The organism is Galbibacter sp. BG1, assembly GCF_013391805.1.
Lineage (GTDB): Bacteria > Bacteroidota > Bacteroidia > Flavobacteriales > Flavobacteriaceae > Galbibacter.
In genome coordinates, this window is the sequence record NZ_CP058364.1 from 2,988,406 (window position 1) to 3,009,846 (window position 21,441).

Genomic DNA, 21,441 nt, shown 5'->3' on the forward strand with positions numbered 1-21,441 from the left:
AACATGGAATATAAAAGATTATTTTCGTCCTATAGGTTAGGTGAGAACCTTTTGAAGAATAGGTTTGTAATGGCCCCGATGACTAGATCAAGAAGTTCACAACCAGGGGATGTTCCTAACGAGCTGATGGCAACCTATTACGGTCAACGGAGCGCTGCCGGTCTAATTATCACAGAGGCGACCCAAGTCAGCCTCCAAGGAAAAGGATATGCCAATACCCCTGGCATATATACACGGGAACAAATAGCTGGATGGAAATCCATAACCGAAAAAGTGCATGATAAGGGAAGCAAGATCTTTCTTCAGTTATGGCATGTAGGGAGGGTGTCCTCCTCTAGGGTAAATGGCCTTCAACCAATAGCGCCATCTTCGATTACGGCAAGCAAGACAGATGTTTACGTATTTGATGGTGCCCCCAATGGGGATGCTACTTTTATTCCTGTGGAGCAACCTAGGGAGATGGATCGAGGGGATGTCGAACAGGTGAAGAGAGAATTTGTAAATGGGGCTAGGAATGCCATGGAAGCTGGTTTTGATGGAGTGGAAATCCATGCAGCGAATGGATATCTTTTGGACCAGTTCCTACGCAGCAACAGTAATAAAAGAACCGATGAATATGGTGGGAGTATGGAGAACAGGGTACGGTTGCTTTTAGAAATTACCGAATTGATTGCTGAGGCCATTGGCCGTGATAAAGTTGGAGTGAGACTTTCCCCTTTTATTAAATTCAAGGATATGGATGATCCCGAAATTTTATATACCATCATGTTAGCTGCCGAAAAACTTGATCGCTTGGACATTGTTTATCTGCATTTGTGTGAGGCCGATTGGGGGGATGCCCCAAAAATCCCATTGCTTTTTAGGAGGTCGCTTAGGACAAAATTTAAAAATTCTATCATTGCTACGGGTAATAAAACGCCGTCTGAAGGGGAATCACTTCTAGAGGATGATCTGGTCGACCTAATTGGATTTGGAAGAAATTTTTTGGCCAACCCCGATTATCCAGAGAGGGTAAAAAAACATGCGGTCCTGAACAGTATATTCGATACACATACTCTGTTTGGGGGTGGAGGCGCGAGAGGGTATACCGATTATCCCTTTTTGGAAAATCAATTGCAACAAAAAACATAAGAATTTACAGTGTTTAACATTATTAAAGTTTAACTAACATGTTAAGAGCGAAAAGTTTATAACTTTACGCTACATTATTTAATTAAACAATCATGAAGAAATTTTTATTTATTACCACACTCATACTTTTGGTGGGTGTATCCAATGCACAAACGATCAAAGGTGATTGGAGTGGAAATATTAATGCCCAAGGACAGGAAATCCCTTTGATTTTTCATTTTTCAGGAGAGGATGATCAACTTAGTGCTACTATGGACAGCCCTTCCCAGGGGGCCAATGGCATTCCGGTTGAAAAAGTAACGTATAATGATAACGAGTTGAAACTGTCCCTTATGAGCGGGCAGATTTCCTACGTGGCTCAGGTCAAAGGTGAAACCATGGAAGGAACTTTTTCGCAAGGAGGTGCTGAAATCCCGCTTGAACTTAGTAAAGGTGAAATCAAGAAACCTGGTAACACTTCATTGCCAAGTTCTGAAGAAGAGCTTCAGGCACTTGCTGATAAGGAAACGGGTAATTATAAGTATTCAGTATCCGATTATTTCGCCAAACCTGCTTCTTCATCTTTTCAATTATCCCCTAATGGCACCTTTATGAGCTATCGGGAAAAGGATGAAAAACTTAAAAACCATGTATACGTCAAAAATATTGAAACTAATGAAGTAAAGCGGGTAATAACTGAAGGTGAAGAACTGGTTCGAGGTTATGGCTGGGCAAATGACAATCGTTTGATTTATGTAATGGATAAAGGTGGTAATGAGGATTATCATCTTTTTGCAGTAAATGTTGATGGTACCAACGAGAAAGAACTTACTCCCTATGATGGAGTAAAGGTGAATATACTGGCATCGCTCAAGGAGGACAAGGATCATATGATTATCTCCATGAATAAAAATAATCCCCAGGTGTTCGACCCCTATAAAATCAATATTGTTTCGGGGGAATTGGAACAACTTTATGAAAATACGGATTTGACCAATCCAATAACAGGTTACGAATTCGATAAGGACGGAAAGCTACGTGGGTTTTCCAAATTGAAGGATGGCATAAATTCAGAGATTTATTATTCAGTTGAGCCAGGCGACTATAAGTTAATGAAAACCATTAATTGGGACGATACTTTTTCAATCCTTAGTTTTGATTATGCGACGGAATATCCCCATGATGCCTACGTAATCTCGAATTTGACCTCCGATAAGGCCGAAATATACTTATACGACTTAGCCAAGGATCAGGCGATCAAAAAGCTATTTTCCAATGATAATTACGATGCCTCCTCCATATCCATTTCCCGCAAACGAAATTGGGAATTGGATTATTATAGCTATGAAGGTGAGAAATATCAAATAATACCCGTTAGTAAATATTACAAGAAACTGCATAAAAGATTGCAAAAGGAGTTCCCCGACTATGAGTTCAATCTTGTGGGAAAAACGGATGATGAGAGCCAGTATCTTATCTATGTTACCAGCGATAGATTGTACGGTAAATACTTTTCCTACGATGTCGACAAGGATGAAATTAAATTGCTGTTTGATCTAATGCCCCAATTGAAGGAAGCGGACATGGCAGAAATGCGACCGATTTCTTTTATGAGTAGGGACGGGATTCAGTTGCATGGATATATAACCTTGCCCAAACAAGCCTTAAAAGGAAAGAAAGTTCCGGTCATTGTAAACCCGCATGGGGGACCGCAGGGAATAAGGGATTCGTGGGGTTTCAATCCTGAAGCACAATTGTTTGCAAGTCGTGGATATGCAACGCTCCATGTTAATTTTAGGATCAGTGGTGGATATGGGAAGGAGTTTTTTCGCAGTGGCTTTAAACAAATAGGACGTAAAGCTATGGATGATGTTGAGGATGGATTAAAATATGTTATAGAAAAAGGATGGGTGGATAAGGATAAAGTAGCAATCTATGGAGGTAGCCATGGCGGTTATGACGTTCTGCGAGGGCTCACCAAGACTCCAGATTTATATACCTGTGGAGTGGATTATGTAGGCGTTTCGAATTTATTTACATTTATGGAGACCATACCGCCCTATTGGGCACCTTATCTTCCGATGTTAAAGGCTATTTGGTATGATCCTGATGTTGCGGAAGAAAGAAAGATAATGGAAGAGGTTTCCCCAGTATACCATATAGACAAAATAAAAAAGCCACTATTCGTAGTTCAGGGGGCTAACGATCCACGTGTGAACATTGATGAAAGTGATCAAATCGTACAGGCGTTAAGGAAAAGGGATATAGAAGTACCTTACATGGTAAAATACGACGAAGGCCATGGATTTGCGAAAGAGGAAAACCGAATGGATTTATACGAAGCCATGATGGGATTCTTTGCTGAACATTTGAAATAGAGGACTTTCTAGAAACTTTTTTTAAAAAACCGTGCGGGGTATGGCAATAATCCTGCACGGTTTTATTTATTTAAGATGATGTATTAGTTTTTATTAAAAGAATTTACACTGGATTTAAAAGAGTGTAAGTAAATTATATTTATTGCCTTTTTATATAATGAAAATGTATAGTAATTAAATATCTTCTATTGGAACTCTGCAAAGAATATTCTATGATTTTAATTGGAACATTTCGTGAAATTATTTTTTTGATAAAGCGAATGAAAAGTACCTCGGATAGCTATTATAAAGTGTAGTTTTATTTATTTAAATTTGGGTATTTTAATAGCATTAGGCAATAAATTTAAATATAAAGTTGAATAAAAAGTCAACCTTTCATCTAATCCTCTGTTTGTGTTCATTTTTGTACCAAAAGGGCAAAGTTCTGTTCTTGTATTCCATGATTTTGGGAACTGTAATTCAAGTTCATTCGCAGGATAGTATCCCCTTAGGGGGAATGTTTTTTTACTCACATGAAAAAGTTCAAGAAAAGAGAACAACATTGAACTTAACTCCTGAGGAACCATTATATTTTAGAGAAGGCTTTGAATTGGCTTTTAAAGTTAAATTCCGTTCTGGAAATGGTTATTACGGCAATATAATAAGGATAATTTGTAATAATAAGATTAATCTAGATTTAATTGCAAACCTTAACTCTCATCCAAAAGTTGACAAAGCTGGCCTGTCTTTGGTTTTGAGAGATTCAGTTATCGCCCATTTCGATTGGTCTAAGAAGTCTTTGATGAGGTTTGATGAATGGATGGATATAGAACTTAAGGTTGATAGAAGAAAGTCAATATGTTACTTAAACATAAATGGTTCTCAAAAAAGTGTCCGTACAGAAGCTTTTTCCAATCTTGATTTCTATGAGTTTATTTTTGGAAAAAGTGATTATGAGGGTTTTTGGATAACTGATGTAGCGCCGATGAGTTTAAGGGAGATAGTTCTACGGTCAATCAATGAAGAAGATATTCCTATTAATTGGCCACTCTCCAAGCATACTCTTACAGACAATGTCTACTCTGAATCTTTTAAATATACGGCTACTTCAAAAAATGCTAGATGGCTTTTGGATGATCATATTAAATGGAACAAAGAAGCACAGTTCCATTTTAAAAATTTATTGGGTTTTACCAGCGATTCACAAAAAGGGCGTGTTTTTTTTATAGAGTCAAAAAGATTATTGGTCTATCAAATTAAAGATGGTACCTTAGATACTCTAAGTTTTACTGGGAATCCTTTTGATTTTCAAGGTAATGCATTTGTTTATCAGCCTAGGAACAATCAAATTTGGTCATATTCCCTAGACACTCCCGTCATAAATAGTTTTAACTTCAACACCAAGAGTTGGTCGTTGGACACAATTACCCAAATCGGTGAAACTGCCTTTTGGAATCATGCCAAATTAGTCTCGTCCTTTGATAATTCCCTCATAACCTTTGGAGGGTATGGGTTTTTTAAATACAAAAGTGCATTAACGGTATATAATGCTGACGGATCGTTAAAATCGCAATATAATTCCGCTGATAAAATAGCACCTCGATATCTTAGCTCAATGGGCGAGTATAAAAATAACAGATATCTTATTTATGGAGGTTATGGCAGTAGAACTGGGGAGCAAATGGAAAATAGTGGTTTCTTTTATGACCTACATGAAGTTTCAATAGATCCTTTTGACGTGAGAAGATTATGGAACGTCGACACTTTTGAAGATTCACCATTTGTGCCCGTCGAATCTATGGTGGTTGATGAAAAAAACGATGGTTTTTATACCTTGGTTTTTAATAATTTACATCATAATACTTATCTGAGGCTGGCCAAATTCAATCTGGAAAAGCCCGGTCTAACTCTTTACAAGGATTCCATACCTTATAAATTTAAAGATGTTAGGTCAAATGCAGATATCTTCTTGGATAGCACACAAAATAAATTAGTAACGATCGTGCGCGAGGAAGGCAATGTAAATATTTATACATTAAATTATCCTCCATTGGCATATTCCGACGTTATCTATGATAGGAATGTCATGGAGACACAAAAGAACAATTTTATTTGGTTGCTAGTTATAATTTTACCAGTTGGGGTTTTTATATTTATTTATTTTAAACGAAAAAAGGCAATAGTTGAAAACCGAGCTGAACAGGGAGATGATACGGGCATTGGTTCAGTTGAAAATATCAATACATATCCGAATTTTGATGGTACATGGGATACCAGCAGCATACTGGTCTTTGGGGGTTTTCAGGCTTTTGATGCTAATGGTAAGGAAATTACTTCGTCATTTACTCCAAAATTACAGGAAGTCTTCGTAACAATATTATGTGCCTCAATTAAAAGTAAAAAAGGGATTACATCAAATTCATTGACGGAATTGATATGGTTTGACAAATCGGAAGCTAGTGCTAAGAACAATCGAAATGTAAACATCAGCAAGTTACGTTTACTTCTCAGTCAGGTAGGAAGGACAGTGATAGAAAATAAAAATACTTATTGGTCCATTTCTTTTGGAAGCGAAATCAGGTGTGACCTTTTGGAAGTAAACTCTTTGATTGCTAAAAATAGGGTATTGACAGATTCCGAAATAGTGGAACTTCTAAATCTCGTATTGTAAGCTTCCCCATAATAGAACTGCTTAATTTTCTAAAACTGGTTTAAAAATACCGTTTTTAATTCTACTTTGGCTAGCCAAAGTAGAATTAAGTTTTGCATATTTTACCGGAGGGATTTTTCCCAAGGCATCGTGAGGTCTGTGGTTATTGTAGTCATCGACCCATATTTGCGTCTGTTCCCTTACCTGATCAATGTTCTGGAATATGTATTTGTTTAGTACCCCGCGTCTATAGCTGCCATTGAAGCGTTCTATAAAAGCATTTTGGGTTGGTTTCCCAGGCTCTATGTACTGGAAAGCTATCTCGTGCATTTCGCTCCATTGTGATGCGATCTCGGCGATAAATTCCGGCCCATTGTCCATCCGTATCTTCCGGGGCTTCCCTCTTTTGTTGATGAGATGGTTGAGCACCCAAACCACCCGGCTGCTGGTCAATGAAAAGTCTATTTCTATATGGAGCGCCTCCCTGTTAAAATCATCGATGATGTTAAAGGCCCTGAAGCGTCTTTTGTTCTCTAGGACATCGGTTACAAAATCCATGCTCCAGGTATGGTTAAGTTGATCTGGTACATTTAAAGGCTCCTTGACCCTTGCCGGTAAACGTTTCTTTGCCTTTCTTCTCAAGGGAAGCCCCAGTGACACATAGACCCTGTACACCCTTTTATGGTTCCATGGCTTGCCCTCTTCCCGCAATCGGTCGTAAGCCTTCCAAAACCCCTCTTCAGAATGCGCTTCAGCTTTCTCTTTCAAAGCTCGTTCTATCTCACTGTCATCTTTGGCTATCGGGTTGTAGTAATAAACACTCTTGCTCATTCCCAGGACACGGCACGCCCTACTGATACCGTAATGAATGAGCTCTTTGCTGATACTCCGCTTACGGCAGGGCTTTAAAGCTTTTTTTCGATAACCTCCTTGGCCATCTGGTGGTCAAGGGCCAATGTGGCATACATCTGCTTGAGCTTACGGTTTTCCTCTTCGAGCTCCTTTAACCGTTTTAGCTCCTTACCGCTCATCCCTGCATAGCGTTCCCGCCATTTGTAGAAGGCAGCGGTGCTCACACCGTGCTCACGGCTGATCTGAGCAGCTGTTTTGCCGTTGTCGAATTCTTTTAAAATCTTTGCGATCTGTTGCGGACTGAATTTACTCTTTCTCATAATTGCTGTTTAAAATTAATAAAATTATTATACTTCTAAACAGTTCGGTTTTAAGGGGAGCTTACAAGAAATCTGGTTACAAAACGGGATTTGTAGGAAAATGTCACGTGATAGATCATGATCTATTAAAAGGAAACGAGAGGAAGGTAAAGGAAAGTTGGCAAAGAAACGATTTACAAGTTTATGGGAAATCAGCTAATCCAAGAAAAACGGAGGTCAATAATAAAATGGGGCACAATCATCGTATCTGGTCTGAAAAAATAAAGAACTATGGTTTTGATTTTGCCGATGCCGTATACGCCGCTAATTTGAGGGAGCTATTCAATGATAGTTTGAATTGCCATAATGTTGAATGGAAAAATAAAGCTGTGTTGGATTTTATTGATGAGTTCTATAAAGAGCCTTTTTTTCTTTATTACTGTGAAACCGTACCACATGATCCAGCACCATGAGTTAAAAAGAACGGAGAATATGTATATGGATTGGATAGCAACATTTCATTTACGGGTGAGGGGTATGTTGAGCAGGACTACAATTACTTGCTATCTAAAGATGAAATCAAAGAAGAGATTGATAGTTTGGGAAAATCATTGGATCATGCCTGGCTACGTTGGTTTGACCACGCTGTGGGTGCATTGGTTACCAAATTGAAAGAAAATGGGATTTATGAAAACACTTTGATCGTAATCACTTCAGATCATGGTAATTACAATTTGGGAAAAACAACATTATATGAGGGAGGGGTAAAAGTACCTTTATTAACGCATTGGCCTAAAACTATAGTTAAGGACCCTTATGATGAACTATTGCAAGATATAGATTTCATGCCAACTTTTCTTCAACTCGCAGGAGTGGATATGGATGAGGTTGAATACTCAATGGATGGGGTTAGTCTAAAAAATGCATTGATTGGTAGTAAAGATTCCCTGCATGAATATTTATTCTTTGCGCTGGGTTTTGCCAGGGGAGTAACCGCCAAGGAATGGAAGTACATAGCTGTTCGCTATGATGAGCAAACCCAAATCAAATTGAAAATGGAGTGGAGTTTAAAGGGTTGAAAGTACATAAACACAAATTGCAGTACTATGTGATAAATAGTCATTTGGGTTTTCACGCTGCATCATTGAACCCACATTATTTTGAAAGGGATCAGTTGTTTAATTTATATCAAGACCCGTTGGAAATGAAAATTTGACGCATAAAAACCCAGAGGTATTTGCCAGAATGAAAAGTTATCTTTTGAAAAGTTTAAAAACGTTTGCCCATAGACCTTATGGGGAATACCAGTCAAAAAAAAAAGTTGAGTTACTTGGAGAAAATGGTAGCAATTTATTATTTAAGCTTTTTCTTTTATGCTTCCTCGGTAAATAACTTCCCCGTTAAAAACCTGATTTTCAATAACACTGTCTTGAGATCCTTCTTTAATGAGATAACTCAATTTTTGAATGGCCGACCGGCTGGCCTCCTTGAAATTTAATTTTACAGTGGACAAAGGTGGTTGGACCAGACCTGAGACACGAACGTGACCAAAACCAAAAACACCTAAATCTTCTGGAATTGAAATTTTTAATTTTTCACAAGCTAGATATACCCCCAAAGCAACTGAATCATTGACACAAACTACAGCCTGTGGTAGTTTATTACCCTTATTTATATATTTCATAAAAGACTTCTTGGCATCTTTCTTATCCAATTCAGTATTTATTATGCGTGATTTTTCAATAGATAGGCCTGCCTCTTTTAGCGCTTTTTTAAACCCCTCAAATCGATTGTAACAAATATTGATTTGCTGGGAACCGGTCATATACAGAATATCTTGATAGCCTCTATTCGTCATCTCTTTTGTTAATTGATAAGATAGCTCATAATCTTCAAAAAAAACACCTGGTTGGTTGATTCCAAGTGGTTTTCTATCAAAATAAATCAAGGGTTTTTTATGTTTTACCACCAGATCAAAACTTTTATAGGGAGGATTAACGGAAACGGAGTCAATTAAGATACCATCCACATTCATAGAGAGCAATGATTTTACATTTGCCAATTCCGTTGCCTCATCTTCAAAAGAGACCATAAGAATAATTTGATACCCCAATTCTATCGCTGATTGATACATTTCTTCAATAACTGAAGAAAAGAATGAATGGTTTATTTTGGGAATAACAACTCCAATCATTCCCGTTCTCTTTAATGATAAACTTCTACCCACCCCATTAGGGATATAACCCAATTCATCGGCGAGCTTTTTAATTTTGGATTTGGTTTCTTCCGAAATATCGGGATGATCCTGAAGCGCTTTTGTTACAGTTACCCGGGATACTTTTAAAATATCGGCAATGTACTTTTGATTAATTTTCAAAATATAATATTTGTTTGCGTATTCAAAGATACGATAGATTTCTTTTCTTATAAATTTAAACTATTTACACCTAAATTTTTCCTCTAAGTTAAATAGAGATGAAATAATTGAAATTTTGTCTTTCATCGAGTGTAAAGTTTTTGTTAAAATCAAAATTATTTTGTAAAATTACACGTGTAATGTGCTAAATTAACTATTTTATATATAATTTCCGATGACAATGAATAAATTAAAGATTTTCTTAATCTTTTTTGTATTGAATCTATTCTTTACAATTAATAGCAACGCTCAACAACGCAATTTTTCGTATTTTAAACTATGTGTGACCAATAGCCAAAATGAAATTTTGTTGGTAAAATATAAGGGAATCTGGGAACTAGCAGGGAAAAAATATGTTGACACTCTCTCAATTAAACAGTTCACGGCTGGAATGGCAGGTGAAATGGGGGTTAATATTAAGGATACTCAGTTAAGGGGATTGTTCACCTTTTATTACAATGATGCTAAGTATCCAATTATTTTTAACTACTACAGTGCACAATATCATTCTGGAGACCTTGTGGTTCCTCCTGGATGTTCGGATATAGCGTGGTTTTCACTTCAGGAGGCATTAGAAATAATTCCGTTTAAGACCATGACCATGAGTTTGCAAAAAATGTTCGAGAAACCTTCTGTCGTGTGGGGCGGTTCCTTCCATATTGAAAAATCCAAACCCATGAAAATTGATAAGGTGAAAATGCTCGAGGATTTCTACCCTTTAAGCCGTTAAATAGAAGTATGATGGAAAGAATGTTTGTTATCGTACTTCTTTTGGCATGTTTCTTTAGTAACGGTCAAAATTTGAAATATGGAAAGGTGGAAAAAGTGGCTGGCGGGTTTAAATTTACAGAAGGACCAGCTGCCGATAGGGAAGGTAATCTCTATTTTTCAGATGTGATAGCTAGTAAAATATACAAATTCAACCCTAAGAAAGGGGTAGACACAGTTGTTGAAGATACAAAATGGGGGAATGGAATTTATATTTCTAAATCAAATGATTTGTTTTTTTGTCAAAATAAAGGTAAGAATTTGGTCAAATTGTTGACCAATGGTAAGGTTAAGCATTTGTTGACATCGGAAACCTCCAATTCATTAAATAGCCCAAATGATTTATGGATAGTGCCCTCTGGGGGCATTTATTTTACCGATCCCAATTATGATACTTCTTCCACTCCAGAAATAGAGGGTGTATACTTCTTAGGACCGAATAAAGAAAAACCTATTTGTGTTGAGCAGACGTTGACCCGACCTAACGGGATAATAGCGACGCCAAAGGGTGATACACTTTATATTACAGATCATGGGGATAATAAAACTTGGCGCTACACTGTAAATAAAAATGGTGGATTGAAGAACAAGGAGTTAGTGGTTGAACATGGTGGAGATGGTATTACTTTGGATTATAAAGGACGTATTTATATAACAGATCTAGGACAAAATGCAATAAACATCTATACTGTTTCCGGAGAATCCATAGATCAGATTGATATTCCTGAAACTCCCTCCAATGTGGCCTTTGGAGGTGAGAAAAGAAATATTCTTTTCGTTACTGCGAGAACTTCGTTATATGCCATCAAAACGAATTCTAGGGCTCAGGAAAAGACATACTAAACAATACTCTAAGAATCAATTTTATGTATTACAGAAGAATTGTAAATTATACGAAGCTGTTGAACGCTAAAAATAAAATTAATTTTTTTTTAGCTGTATTTATGGTCAACGCTTTACTTTATGGGGTAAACGCACAATGCGAACATTCTCCAAAACTTTTTGAATTGAAAGATCACAAGATAACAGGAGTGAAGTTCCGTAATGACTTGGATGATACGGGTAAGGTTAATTTTTTATCCCATACTTTCATATACAACGGAGCCGGGGTGGCTGTTGGGGATATTAACAATGATGGTTTGGATGATATTTTCTTTAGTGGCAATATGCGCAGTAGCGAATTATATTTGAACAAAGGTAATTTGCATTTTGAAAATATAACTGAAAAGGCCGGAGTAAATGATGGTAAAGACCATTGGGCTACTGGCGTGAACATGGTTGATATAAATAGCGATGGCTGGCTGGATATTTATGTTTGCTATACCAATAGGGATGAGCCTTCCAAACGGAAGAATAGATTCTATATCAATCAAAAAAATGGAAAATTCAAAGATGAAGCTCAAAAATATGGTTTAGATGATGCGTCGTACAGCGTCCAAGCTGTTTTCTTTGATTTTGATAGGGATAATGATTTGGATATGTATTTGTTGAATTATAATTCTGACCATATTTCGTCCACCAATTGGGAGTATGTGAAACACACCCGTGATCTTTATGCCGGTGATAAGCTCTTCGAAAACAGGGACGGAAAATTCCATGATATTAGTAATAAAGCGGGAATAAAAGGTTCACCATTGGGGTATGGACTTGGAGTTGCAGTAGCTGACATTAATGGAGATAATTATCCGGATCTCTACATATCAAATGATTTTGTAGAACCTGATTACCTGTACATCAATAATGGAAATGGCACCTTTTCAGATCAGTTGCCTCAGTATTTTCAACATATAAGTCAATTTTCAATGGGATCGGATCTTAGCGACTACAATAATGATGGAGCCGTAGACCTTTTGACCATAGATATGCTTCCAGAAGACAATAAAAGACAGAAACTGCTTTACGGTCCCGAGAATTATGAGGCTTATGCCAGGCAAGTTCTCAATGGATACTATCACCAAAGTATGCGTAACATGCTGCATCTAAACAATAGTAACGGAACTTTTAGCGAAATTGGTCAATTGGCAGGGGTTAGTAATACGGATTGGAGTTGGAGTGCGCTACTGGCTGACTATGACAACGATGGTTGGAAAGATTTATTTATTACCAACGGCTATTATAAAGATGTTACAAATAAAGATTTTCTGAAGTTTAAGGGGGACTATTATTTTGAACAACAAATTAAGGGGGAAGAGCCGGATACTACCTATATAGTAAAGAATACGGTATCGACCCCAATTTCCAATTATATTTATAGAAATGAAGGTGATTTGCGCTTTAAGGACATGTCAAAATGTTGGGGAATTTCTGATCTACCTGGTTTTTCCAATGGGGCTGCTTATAGTGATTTGGATATGGATGGAGATCTGGACCTTGTTATAAATAATGTTAACGGATTCGCTTCCATATACGAAAATCGTTCTAATGTGGTGTATCCCAATCGCAACTTTATAAAATTAGACCTTAAAGGATCAAAGGGTAATTTGGGTGCATACAATTCAAAGATTAACATTTTTTCCCAGAACGGGAACCAGTTCTATGAAAAAATGCCCGTGCGGGGATTTCAATCGGCAATGAGTCCATTAATCCATATTGGTCTGGGTGAAATTAATCAAATTGATTCCGTTGTTATTGATTGGGATCCTACCCGCAAATCCATAATTAAGAACCCAAAACTCAATACCACAATAGTAATTGATAAACAAGAAAGTGAAATTAGATCAACAAGGAATAAAACGAATCAAGACCCTGTTCTATTGGGAAAAAAAGATATTATAAACCATCAACACAAAGAATATCCTATCAATGACTTTAAAAGACAGCGACTTTTATTGACCATGCCATCAAATTCAGGACCCGTAATTAAAACTGCCGACTTGAACAGTGACGGTTTGGAAGATGTAATCATCGGGTCTTCAAAAGGTAGCTATACAGAGATTTACTATCAGAAAGAAGATGGGACTTTCCTTATTAAAAAATTAGATTCAACTTTTAACCATGGAACCACAACCTCATTAGAGCTTGCCGATTTTAATGGGGACGGTCTCTTGGATATTTATGAAGGCAACGGCGGTTACCACGATTATACTCCAAGGGATAAAAATTTACAGGATCGATTATATTTAAATGTTGAATCCAGATTTAAATTTCAGAATAATCTGCCTGTTATGACTATTAGCACAGGTTCTGTTACAAGTTCGGATTTTGATAATGATGGAGATTTGGATTTATATGTAGGGGCTAGAATAGTTCCAGGTATGTACCCCTTGACTCCCCCAAGCTATCTACTATGTAATGATGGACATGGTAATTTCACGGATTGTACCGAGAATTTAGCACCATCCTTTGAGGATCTAGGGATGATCACCAGTTCCTCTTCTTTCGATTTTGACAAGGATGGGTGGGATGATCTCATCTTGGCAGGCGAATATATGCCCATAACTTTTTACCAAAACCAAAGTGGAAAGGGCTTTAAAAATGTTACGGCAGAAGTTTTTCAATCAGGGTTTACTGGACTATGGTCCGCTATCGAAAAGGCAGACTACGATAACGATGGTGATATAGATTTGGTTCTGGGGAATTTTGGTCTCAACTCCCAGTTGAAAGCCAGTGTAAAGGAGCCGCTGTCAATTTATTTTGGGGATTTCAATAAAGATGGTGCAATAGATCCCATTGTAACCTCCTTCATTCAGGGAAAAAAATATCCTTTTGCCAGTAGGGATGCAATTACCAACCAAATGATTTCTTTAAGACGAAAATTCCCCACCTATGAAAAATTTTCGGAAGCAATTTTGGAAGAGGTACTTGACGAAAATCAGCTAGGACAGGCTTCTATCTTGACCGCTGTAAACCTTACATCTGTATACCTAGAGAATGTAAGTGGAAGGTTTATACTTCGCAACCTTCCTTTAGAGGCCCAATTCGCTCCTATTCAATGTATATTTACAACGGATATAAACGATGATGGATACCTTGATATACTAACTGGGGGTAACCAGAGTTTTATTCGAATAAGACTGGGCGCAATAGACGCTAGCTACGGTCAGGTTTTCTTAGGTGACGGTAAAGGGAACTTTAGGTTACTTCCTCAAAAAGATTCCGGACTAAAATTAAAAGGAGATGTTAAATCTATCGATACTTTAAAGGTAGGTAATAAAGAATATTACTTATTCGGGATGAATAATGCCCCTTTAGAAACATATTTAAAAAAACAATGAAATTTACAATAACACTTATTACGGTAATATTATCTTATCTGGGATTCTCTCAAGAAAACAAAAGCGAAGCATCCTACTATAAAGATCAATTGTTCGAAATTACTAAAGTAATGGTTCATGATGTTATTAGCCCGCCCGTTGCAGCACGCTATTACGCTTACTCATGTTTAGGGGGGTATATTGCCTTGAATGGTACAAAAGCCAATAAAAATTTAAAACTGTTATCGGTGTTGCCCAAATTTTCTTCAAAGTTTCCACTTCCGTCAAAAAATGTGGATAATCACTTAGCAGCACCCTATACGCTGCTGGAAGTAGGCAAAGCAATGTTGCCCTCCGGTTACCTTTTGGAAGACATTCAACAACAAATGTTGGATGAATACAGGAAAACTGACAAGCTTTCTGAAAAAGACATACAGGAAACTGTAACCTATGCTGGAAAGGTTTCTGAGTTTATAGTAGAGTATGCGAGCACCGATGGTTATAGTAAATTAAGTGCTATGATTGGGTATACCCCTAAAAATGAGCCTGGTTATTGGTACCCCACGCCTCCTGCCTATATGGCCGCCATAGAACCCAATTGGAATATCATTCGACCTTTTTTTCTTGAAAGCCCTGAGCAGTTTAAGCCGATCCCGCCAACACCCTTTAGTTTAGATGAACAAAGTAGTTTCTTTAAAAATCAATTAATGGGAGTTTATAATGCTGTTAAAAACAACACCGAAGAACAATTGTTGATAGCCAAATTTTGGGATTGTAACCCCTTTATGGTACGTTATACGGGCCATATGGCTATTGGAATTAAGAAAATCACTCCAGGGGGGCATTGGATGGGTATTACAGGGATTTCCTGTCAAAAAGCCGGTTACGATCTAGAAAAAACAGTGCTGGCGCATACATTAGTGGCGTTAACATTGCACGATGCTTTTATAAGTTGTTGGGATGAAAAATATAGAAGCGACCGTATTCGGCCAGAAACTGTAATTAATAAGCATATTGATAAAAGTTGGAAACCGGTTTTGCAAACTCCCCCATTTCCGGAATACACCAGCGGGCATAGTGTTGCCTCAAGTGCCGCGGCCGTAATTTTGACACACCTTTTTGGAGAAGATTTTTCTTTTGTGGATGATACAGAGGTTTTCTTTGGACTTCCCGAACGTTCGTTTCCGTCTTTTTATCAGGCTTCCCAGGAAGCAGCTATGAGCAGGCTGTATGGTGGAATTCATTATATCGATGCCTGTGAAAATGGAGTTGTTCAAGGAAAAGAAATAGGATTCTATGTTGTGAATAAAGTAAAATAAATATTTTTGAAAAAAACAGTAAATTTTGGAATTGTAGGGTATGGGAATATTGCTGAACATCACATAACCAGTATAAATACCATAGCCAATGCTAAATTAATAGCGCTTTGTAGCCGTAGTGAAGAGAAAAGGCGAAAGGTTAAAGACACTTACGGAATAGAGGTATATGCCAATATAAATGATATGCTTAAGCTAAAAGAATTGGATGTAATTTCTATTTGCACTCCCAATGGATTTCATTTAACACCTTGCATTTTGGCAGCGAAGGCGGGAAAACATGTAATTACCGAAAAACCTTTGGAAATTAATGTATCCCGCTGTCTACAAATGATAGAAGCCTGTCAAAAATCACAGGTTATTTTAGGTTGTATATTTCAGAATAGGTATATTCCGGGATACCTTACTTTTAAGGAAACTGTGGAGAGCGGGGCGTTGGGAACATTGATATTGGCTAGTGCTTCGGTTAAGTGGTACCGTCCACCTTCTTATTATAAGGAAAACAATTGGCGTGGTACTTTAGATGGTGATGGCGGCGCTGCCTTAATCACACAGGCAATTCACTCTATTGACCAAATGCTCCACGTAATGGGTAAAGTTAAATCGGTACAGGGTAAGGTCAAGACCAATTATCATGATATCGAGGGGGAAGATGTGGGCACTGCTATTTTAGAATTCGAAAATGGGGCCCTAGGAATTATCGAAGGAAGCACTGCGATTTATGCCGGATTTCCAGAGAAGCTAGAGGTTCATGGCAGTAATGGTAGCATTATCTTGGAAGCTGGAAAAATTACGCAATGCAGGATTAAAGGAAATGAACAATTTGAAGTAAAACCTGAAGATGGCACCACCTCGGCTTCCAGTGATCCAAAAGCGGTTGATGTAGGACTTCACATTAAGCAATATCAGCATTTTGTAGATTGCATTCTTTCAGGTACGGAGCCAGAGGTGGATGGGCAGGAAGCTTTAAAGTCGATTCAAGTTTTGGATGCTATTTACACCTCTTCGAGAACAGGAAGGATAATCTACTTATAATAGTTCAGAAATTTTATCAATCAGAAAGAATACGCTTGGCAATAATATTTCTTTGAATCTGATTGGTTCCTTCATAAATCTGTGTAATTTTTGCATCCCTATATAATCTTTCCACCTCGAAGCCCCTTATGTAACCGCTGCCTCCAAATATTTGCACTGCATCGGCAGTAACCTTCACGGCCACATCGCTGGCGTATTGCTTGGCCATGGAACATGCCGTTCCAGCGGTAATCTTATTATCCAATTGTAGGGCTGCTTGATGTACAAGGTTCCTTCCTGCCTGAATTTGTGTGGCCATATCGGCAAGCATCCATTGAATACCTTGGTTCGCGGCAATGGGTTTACCGAATTGTTTACGGGTTTTAGCATAATCCAAAGACCTCTCAAACGCTGCCTGTGAAATACCGGTAGCAAGAGCTCCTATACCAACGCGTCCTATCTCCAATACACTCATCATTATATAAAAACCTTTGTTTAATTCCCCGAGTAAATTTTCCTTTAGCAAAAGAACATCATCAAAGAAGAGTGCCCCAATTTGGGAAGCCTTTTGTCCCATTTTATGATCTTTGGGCCCTCGGCTTACTCCTTTGGAATGTAGGTCAACAATAAAAATACTCATTCCTCTATGTCCCAACTCTGGTTCCGTTCGAGCCAATACCAAACCAATATCTGCTATGGGTGCATTGTGGATCCATTGCTTACTTCCGTTAAGAACCCAACCCTTCTGTGTTTTGGTTGCGGTAGTTGTCACATTGGAGACGTCTGAGCCAGCTTCTGATTCTGTTATACAGTAAGCTATTTTAATATTGGTTTTTAAAATGTCTTGGGTATATTTATTTATTTGATAATCCGTACCGTAAGTGCTCAATAAGGTTGTAATTAATTCGATTACCCCACATTGATCCGCAACGGAAGCATATCCTTTAGACAATTCTTCCATAATAATGGCGTAGGCATACACATCCAATCCATTACCCCCGTAACTTTCCGGCACCGTGATACCAAACAAACCTTGTTCTCCCATTTTACGGTAAAGTTCATCTGGGAAATTTTCATTTTTATCAAGTTCTTCAGCAATAGGCCTAATGTGTTCGGCAGAAAACCTAGCAGTCATTTCTTTTATTTCGCGATACACTTCTAAGGGCAAAAGAGGGGTTTGGATCATTTTAAATAGTTTTTAATTGCAATCGGGGTTAAACATTTTTATTTCTTCGGAATTACAGTTCCACATATGGGAGGAATACAGCCATTTCCCGTTTACTTTTTCGAAAACGTCGGTAGTTTTTTGATCAACCTTTATGGAGTCACCGGTAGATAACTCAATAAAGTAACCTTTGCTTTCGTATCTGTGTACAGCGGTGGTAGGGGAGATTATCCAATTATCGTAGAGAACTTGATTACTATTCCCAGCAGTTAGTGCATAAGTCCTAAAAAACTGTACGCCCCATTTTAAAATTGCCTGTTTTCCAATGAGAACTTCGTCATTCTGGGGCATATAAACTGGATTCGCTACCGTGTTTTCCGTGTATATTTGTGCAATTTTCTGTGGGTCTTTTTCTGCTAACATTCTTTCAAAGCGTTCATTGGTCATAGCTATAATTGCTTTTTTCTCATCTTCAGGGGTGAATGTGTTTTCTTTATGGGTTGCTCGGGAACAACTTGTTAAGAAAATCAGACTTGCAATAGGTATTAAAATTTTCATCTGCTCTTTGTTTGATGATTTATCTTTACATCGAAATTAAAATAAAGGTTAGTTATTTTGAGGTAGTTCTTGTACGACCTCTAGTTTGTCTATTTGAATTTTTACGTTTTGACTCGAATGATTTACAGCGATGTAAATCGTGGTATTGGCATTGGTGGAGTCTGTGTAAAAATCGTATGAAACTTTTTGCCATTTTTCTTCAGGGATCATTGCGTTGTTCCATCCAAGGAATTTTCCTGAATTAAACGCACCGCAGTGCATTTCTACACTATCGCCTTTAATGTAAAAAGTTGTGGTGTATTTTTTGTTGGGTTTCAGTTTAATTTTTTGTGATATACCCCACCAGTCCCCAGCTTGGGCCGTCAAATCTAGAAACTTTCTGCCATGATATGCCTCCTTAGCATCTTCTACGATCCTAAAATTGGCCTTGGCCGTGTCTGGTCGGGTGATATAACTGGAATTCAGGTTATCAGAAGCTTGAAGTTCAAAACTTCCATCCGTAATTTGCGTAAAACTGTTTAATGTACTGTTCACTGGTTTATTGTAACAAGCCGAAAATGTAAGAATTGTCAAAAACGTATAAATTAATGCGTATTTTTTCATTTTAAAGAACATTTCTTGAGAATAGGTTTTTTATGTATGCCTAAAGCATCGATACTTACTTTACCTTTCTCCCATATAATTATGCCTTGCTCCATCTGAGGAATTTCAATGGACGAGCCATCCGCTAATTTAAGATAGAGTGGGGAAGGAGCCGTGCCATGGTAACCTGCAACAACGGTATTTCCACTAGGTGAGGTGTAGAGCCATGCTGCGTTTTCCGAAAGGGTGGCAAGGGAGCAACCGTTTAGATCAATTTTTCCGGTTCTATTTTCAATAGCCCATTTACTCTGGAGCATGGGCATGGATATCTCCCCTTTTGAATTCCAGCGCTTAGGCGATTTAAACCAATCAAATAAATCTACAGTCATTCCCAACTTCTTTCCATCACGCTGATACCCTACCTTCCAAGATCTGTTTTCCACTCCGGTATAGGTCAATTTAGGGTCAACTTCATCGATAAATTCACCCCTGTTTATAAGCCTTGATAATTGTGAGGGGGTTTGAACATCTTTTTTTGAAACTATCTCCGCATAAAAACCATTTTGAGGCTGCCCTTGGTAAAAAGTCCCTGGCCATGCCAGTTCCCAAAATGTTTTTTCCGGACCATCATAGTTATAAAGTTCAACTACTAAAGTATGATCAGGGTCATCTAGTAGTTTGATAAACAATTGTGGCCCGGTTGCTAAATTCGAAATGGTGAAAGGACGTAATCCTAACATCATTTCTCCACTCGAGATTATTACCGTTTGTCCAGGTTTGAATTCGGCAGGGAAAGTAGTTACTTTTTGGTCTTCTATCCATATTTCGTCATATGCATCGTTCCAGCGGGGAAAAGCGATTACAGATTTAGCACTGCTATAATGGTCCATAGCGTTCAGACCGCGGGGAGCGTAAAGCCCTATTGCCCGATTGTTTTCCATTATACCTTGAAAATGGCCTCTATCCGGGATAAGCATATCCTTAGGTCTTCCAGGTCCAGCCGCAAAATCCCCCAACCACTCATTATTCAATATATAGCGCGTATAGATTGTCCCAGGGACTTCTCTTTTAGTGCGTACATAATTGGAACTGAAAACATTGGACTGCCAAGCAATGAATCTGTTAGCTTGATTTGCCATATTCCGGGAAGCTACACCAAAAGTATAATCTTCTGTTAGTTGTGTTGAAATAAATATTTCATCATTCCGTCCAACGGTTTCAATGACTTCATTTGGCAAGGCTTTTTCGGTCAATAGTTCTTCTATCCATTCTGGAATGGTTTCATCTTCTATCCATTCCTCTATAGTAGTAAGCTCTTCTGCAGCTAATTTGTACCAGCCGCCGTCACTGGTGTACGAATTATGATACGCTCGACCATGTGGCCCCGCCCATCTTTTTGTAGGTGCGTGCATATGTAATCCAGTTGTTAAACTTAATCTGGCTAACATTAGCTTTGCCCTTATTCGAGTAGGCTCGTGGGTAATTTGTTTTTCCAATTTTGAAAGAACATCCAACGCTACGGCGGTATAAGGTAAACTGTTGTATTCGTAAGCACTGCCCGAATGATCCGTAAATTCCATCCATTGCTTCATTTTACGGTATCCACGATTCGCTATTGCTGTATCGCCCAAGAGTTCCCCTCCTAAGCTGGTATTGGAAATGTCTTTAAGAACAATATTAGTATATTTTAGTCCTACATCAATGTTCGCTATATTTTTTAGTCCTAAGCGAATAGCTTGTTTTATAGTATCGGCTGTTTGTTTGTCAAGTTTGTTTTCATTTCTGATCATGGCCGGGATTAAGGCATCTAAAACAAATTCCACGGCGTTGAGGTCGTTTACCATGGAAGATTCCAATTCCCAACGAAACCCGCCATAATGGGGTGATTTTTTTCTTAGCTCCTGGGTTGAAAGAAGGGAAGGGATTATTTTTTTTGCCAATTCAATATCCCGTGGTGTACCATTATCCAATAGTTTTTCAACAAATTGCGCATTTGCATAGGCCCAATGAATTTTCTCTCCATTCACCATAGTGGATAACATGTTTACCGAAGGATCAAAATTCTCCGGTATAGGTAAGGGAGTTCGGTTTTGCGCATTTGTACAAATGTACATCAATAGGGTTAGGAAAAAGATGATGCTGTTTTTCATACTTTACATAA

16 protein-coding genes are annotated in these 21,441 nt (G+C 38.0%); 10 read left to right on the forward strand and 6 right to left on the reverse strand.

The annotated features are described in order from the left end of the window. Positions 1 to 3 precede the first annotated feature (3 nt). From HX109_RS12990 to HX109_RS13000, 3 genes are all read left to right on the forward strand, one after another. Positions 4 to 1,131 (forward strand): alkene reductase, encoded by a 1,128-nt coding sequence (locus HX109_RS12990; protein WP_178952657.1) that lies wholly within the window; start codon positions 4 to 6, stop codon positions 1,129 to 1,131. A 92-nt stretch (positions 1,132 to 1,223) separates the two neighbouring features. Beyond that, the gene (locus HX109_RS12995) at positions 1,224 to 3,488 is read left to right on the forward strand and encodes a S9 family peptidase (RefSeq protein WP_178952659.1); all 2,265 of its coding nucleotides are present in this window, start codon (positions 1,224 to 1,226) and stop codon (positions 3,486 to 3,488) included. A 445-nt stretch (positions 3,489 to 3,933) separates the two neighbouring features. Further along, a complete protein-coding gene (locus tag HX109_RS13000) occupies positions 3,934 to 6,138 on the forward strand; it encodes a hypothetical protein (RefSeq protein WP_178952661.1) in 2,205 nt (734 codons plus the stop codon). A gap of 21 nt (positions 6,139 to 6,159) precedes the next feature. Here the strand turns inward: HX109_RS13000 and HX109_RS13005 are convergent. Then, positions 6,160 to 7,289, reverse strand: a protein-coding gene (locus tag HX109_RS13005) for an IS3 family transposase (protein ID WP_178949636.1) whose coding sequence is annotated in 2 segments (ribosomal slippage) — positions 6,160 to 7,028 and positions 7,028 to 7,289 — 1,131 coding nt in all. Because the reading frame shifts where the segments join, the coding sequence is not laid out codon by codon here. A gap of 2 nt (positions 7,290 to 7,291) precedes the next feature. Here HX109_RS13005 and HX109_RS13010 point away from each other — a divergent pair. Both HX109_RS13010 and HX109_RS13015 read left to right on the forward strand, forming a co-directional pair. Continuing rightward, the gene (locus HX109_RS13010) at positions 7,292 to 7,741 is read left to right on the forward strand and encodes a hypothetical protein (protein WP_178952663.1); all 450 of its coding nucleotides are present in this window, start codon (positions 7,292 to 7,294) and stop codon (positions 7,739 to 7,741) included. 87 nt (positions 7,742 to 7,828) lie between these two features. Then, positions 7,829 to 8,347 (forward strand): sulfatase, encoded by a 519-nt coding sequence (locus HX109_RS13015; RefSeq protein WP_220399465.1) that lies wholly within the window; start codon positions 7,829 to 7,831, stop codon positions 8,345 to 8,347. 278 nt (positions 8,348 to 8,625) lie between these two features. On the opposite strand, the gene HX109_RS13020 is transcribed toward HX109_RS13015, so the two are convergent. Further along, positions 8,626 to 9,645: a LacI family DNA-binding transcriptional regulator gene (locus tag HX109_RS13020; RefSeq protein ID WP_178952667.1), complete on the reverse strand. Its 1,020-nt coding sequence runs from the start codon at positions 9,643 to 9,645 to the stop codon at positions 8,626 to 8,628. 220 nt (positions 9,646 to 9,865) lie between these two features. Between HX109_RS13020 and HX109_RS13025 the strand changes: the two genes are divergently transcribed. The 5 genes from HX109_RS13025 (at position 9,866) to HX109_RS13045 (ending at position 16,996) form a co-directional block, all read left to right on the forward strand. After that, on the forward strand, positions 9,866 to 10,414 hold the full coding sequence (locus tag HX109_RS13025) for an NUDIX hydrolase (protein ID WP_178952669.1): 549 nt from the start codon (positions 9,866 to 9,868) through the stop codon (positions 10,412 to 10,414). An 8-nt stretch (positions 10,415 to 10,422) separates the two neighbouring features. After that, on the forward strand, positions 10,423 to 11,295 hold the full coding sequence (locus HX109_RS13030; protein WP_178952670.1) for an SMP-30/gluconolactonase/LRE family protein: 873 nt from the start codon (positions 10,423 to 10,425) through the stop codon (positions 11,293 to 11,295). Positions 11,296 to 11,459: 164 nt separating this feature from the next. Continuing rightward, positions 11,460 to 14,666 (forward strand): VCBS repeat-containing protein, encoded by a 3,207-nt coding sequence (locus HX109_RS13035; RefSeq protein WP_220399466.1) that lies wholly within the window; start codon positions 11,460 to 11,462, stop codon positions 14,664 to 14,666. Next, positions 14,663 to 15,964: a vanadium-dependent haloperoxidase gene (locus HX109_RS13040; RefSeq protein ID WP_178952674.1), complete on the forward strand. Its 1,302-nt coding sequence runs from the start codon at positions 14,663 to 14,665 to the stop codon at positions 15,962 to 15,964. The genes HX109_RS13035 and HX109_RS13040 overlap by 4 nt, the downstream gene beginning before the upstream one ends. Positions 15,965 to 15,970: 6 nt before the next feature. After that, positions 15,971 to 16,996: a Gfo/Idh/MocA family protein gene (locus tag HX109_RS13045; RefSeq protein WP_178952676.1), complete on the forward strand. Its 1,026-nt coding sequence runs from the start codon at positions 15,971 to 15,973 to the stop codon at positions 16,994 to 16,996. 16 nt (positions 16,997 to 17,012) lie between these two features. Here the strand turns inward: HX109_RS13045 and HX109_RS13050 are convergent, their stop codons facing one another. From HX109_RS13050 to HX109_RS13065, 4 genes are all read right to left on the reverse strand, one after another. Further along, on the reverse strand, positions 17,013 to 18,161 hold the full coding sequence (locus HX109_RS13050; protein WP_178952678.1) for an acyl-CoA dehydrogenase family protein: 1,149 nt from the start codon (positions 18,159 to 18,161) through the stop codon (positions 17,013 to 17,015). 12 nt (positions 18,162 to 18,173) lie between these two features. Beyond that, positions 18,174 to 18,698 carry a YybH family protein gene (locus HX109_RS13055; protein ID WP_178952680.1) on the reverse strand — a complete coding sequence of 175 codons (525 nt, stop codon included), beginning with the start codon at positions 18,696 to 18,698 and terminating at the stop codon, positions 18,174 to 18,176. A gap of 48 nt (positions 18,699 to 18,746) precedes the next feature. Next, positions 18,747 to 19,232, reverse strand: coding sequence for a carbohydrate binding domain-containing protein (locus HX109_RS13060; protein ID WP_220399467.1), 486 nt, complete (start codon positions 19,230 to 19,232; stop codon positions 18,747 to 18,749). A 65-nt stretch (positions 19,233 to 19,297) separates the two neighbouring features. Continuing rightward, the gene (locus tag HX109_RS13065; protein WP_178952685.1) at positions 19,298 to 21,430 is read right to left on the reverse strand and encodes a hypothetical protein; all 2,133 of its coding nucleotides are present in this window, start codon (positions 21,428 to 21,430) and stop codon (positions 19,298 to 19,300) included. Between the last annotated feature and the right edge of the window lie 11 nt (positions 21,431 to 21,441).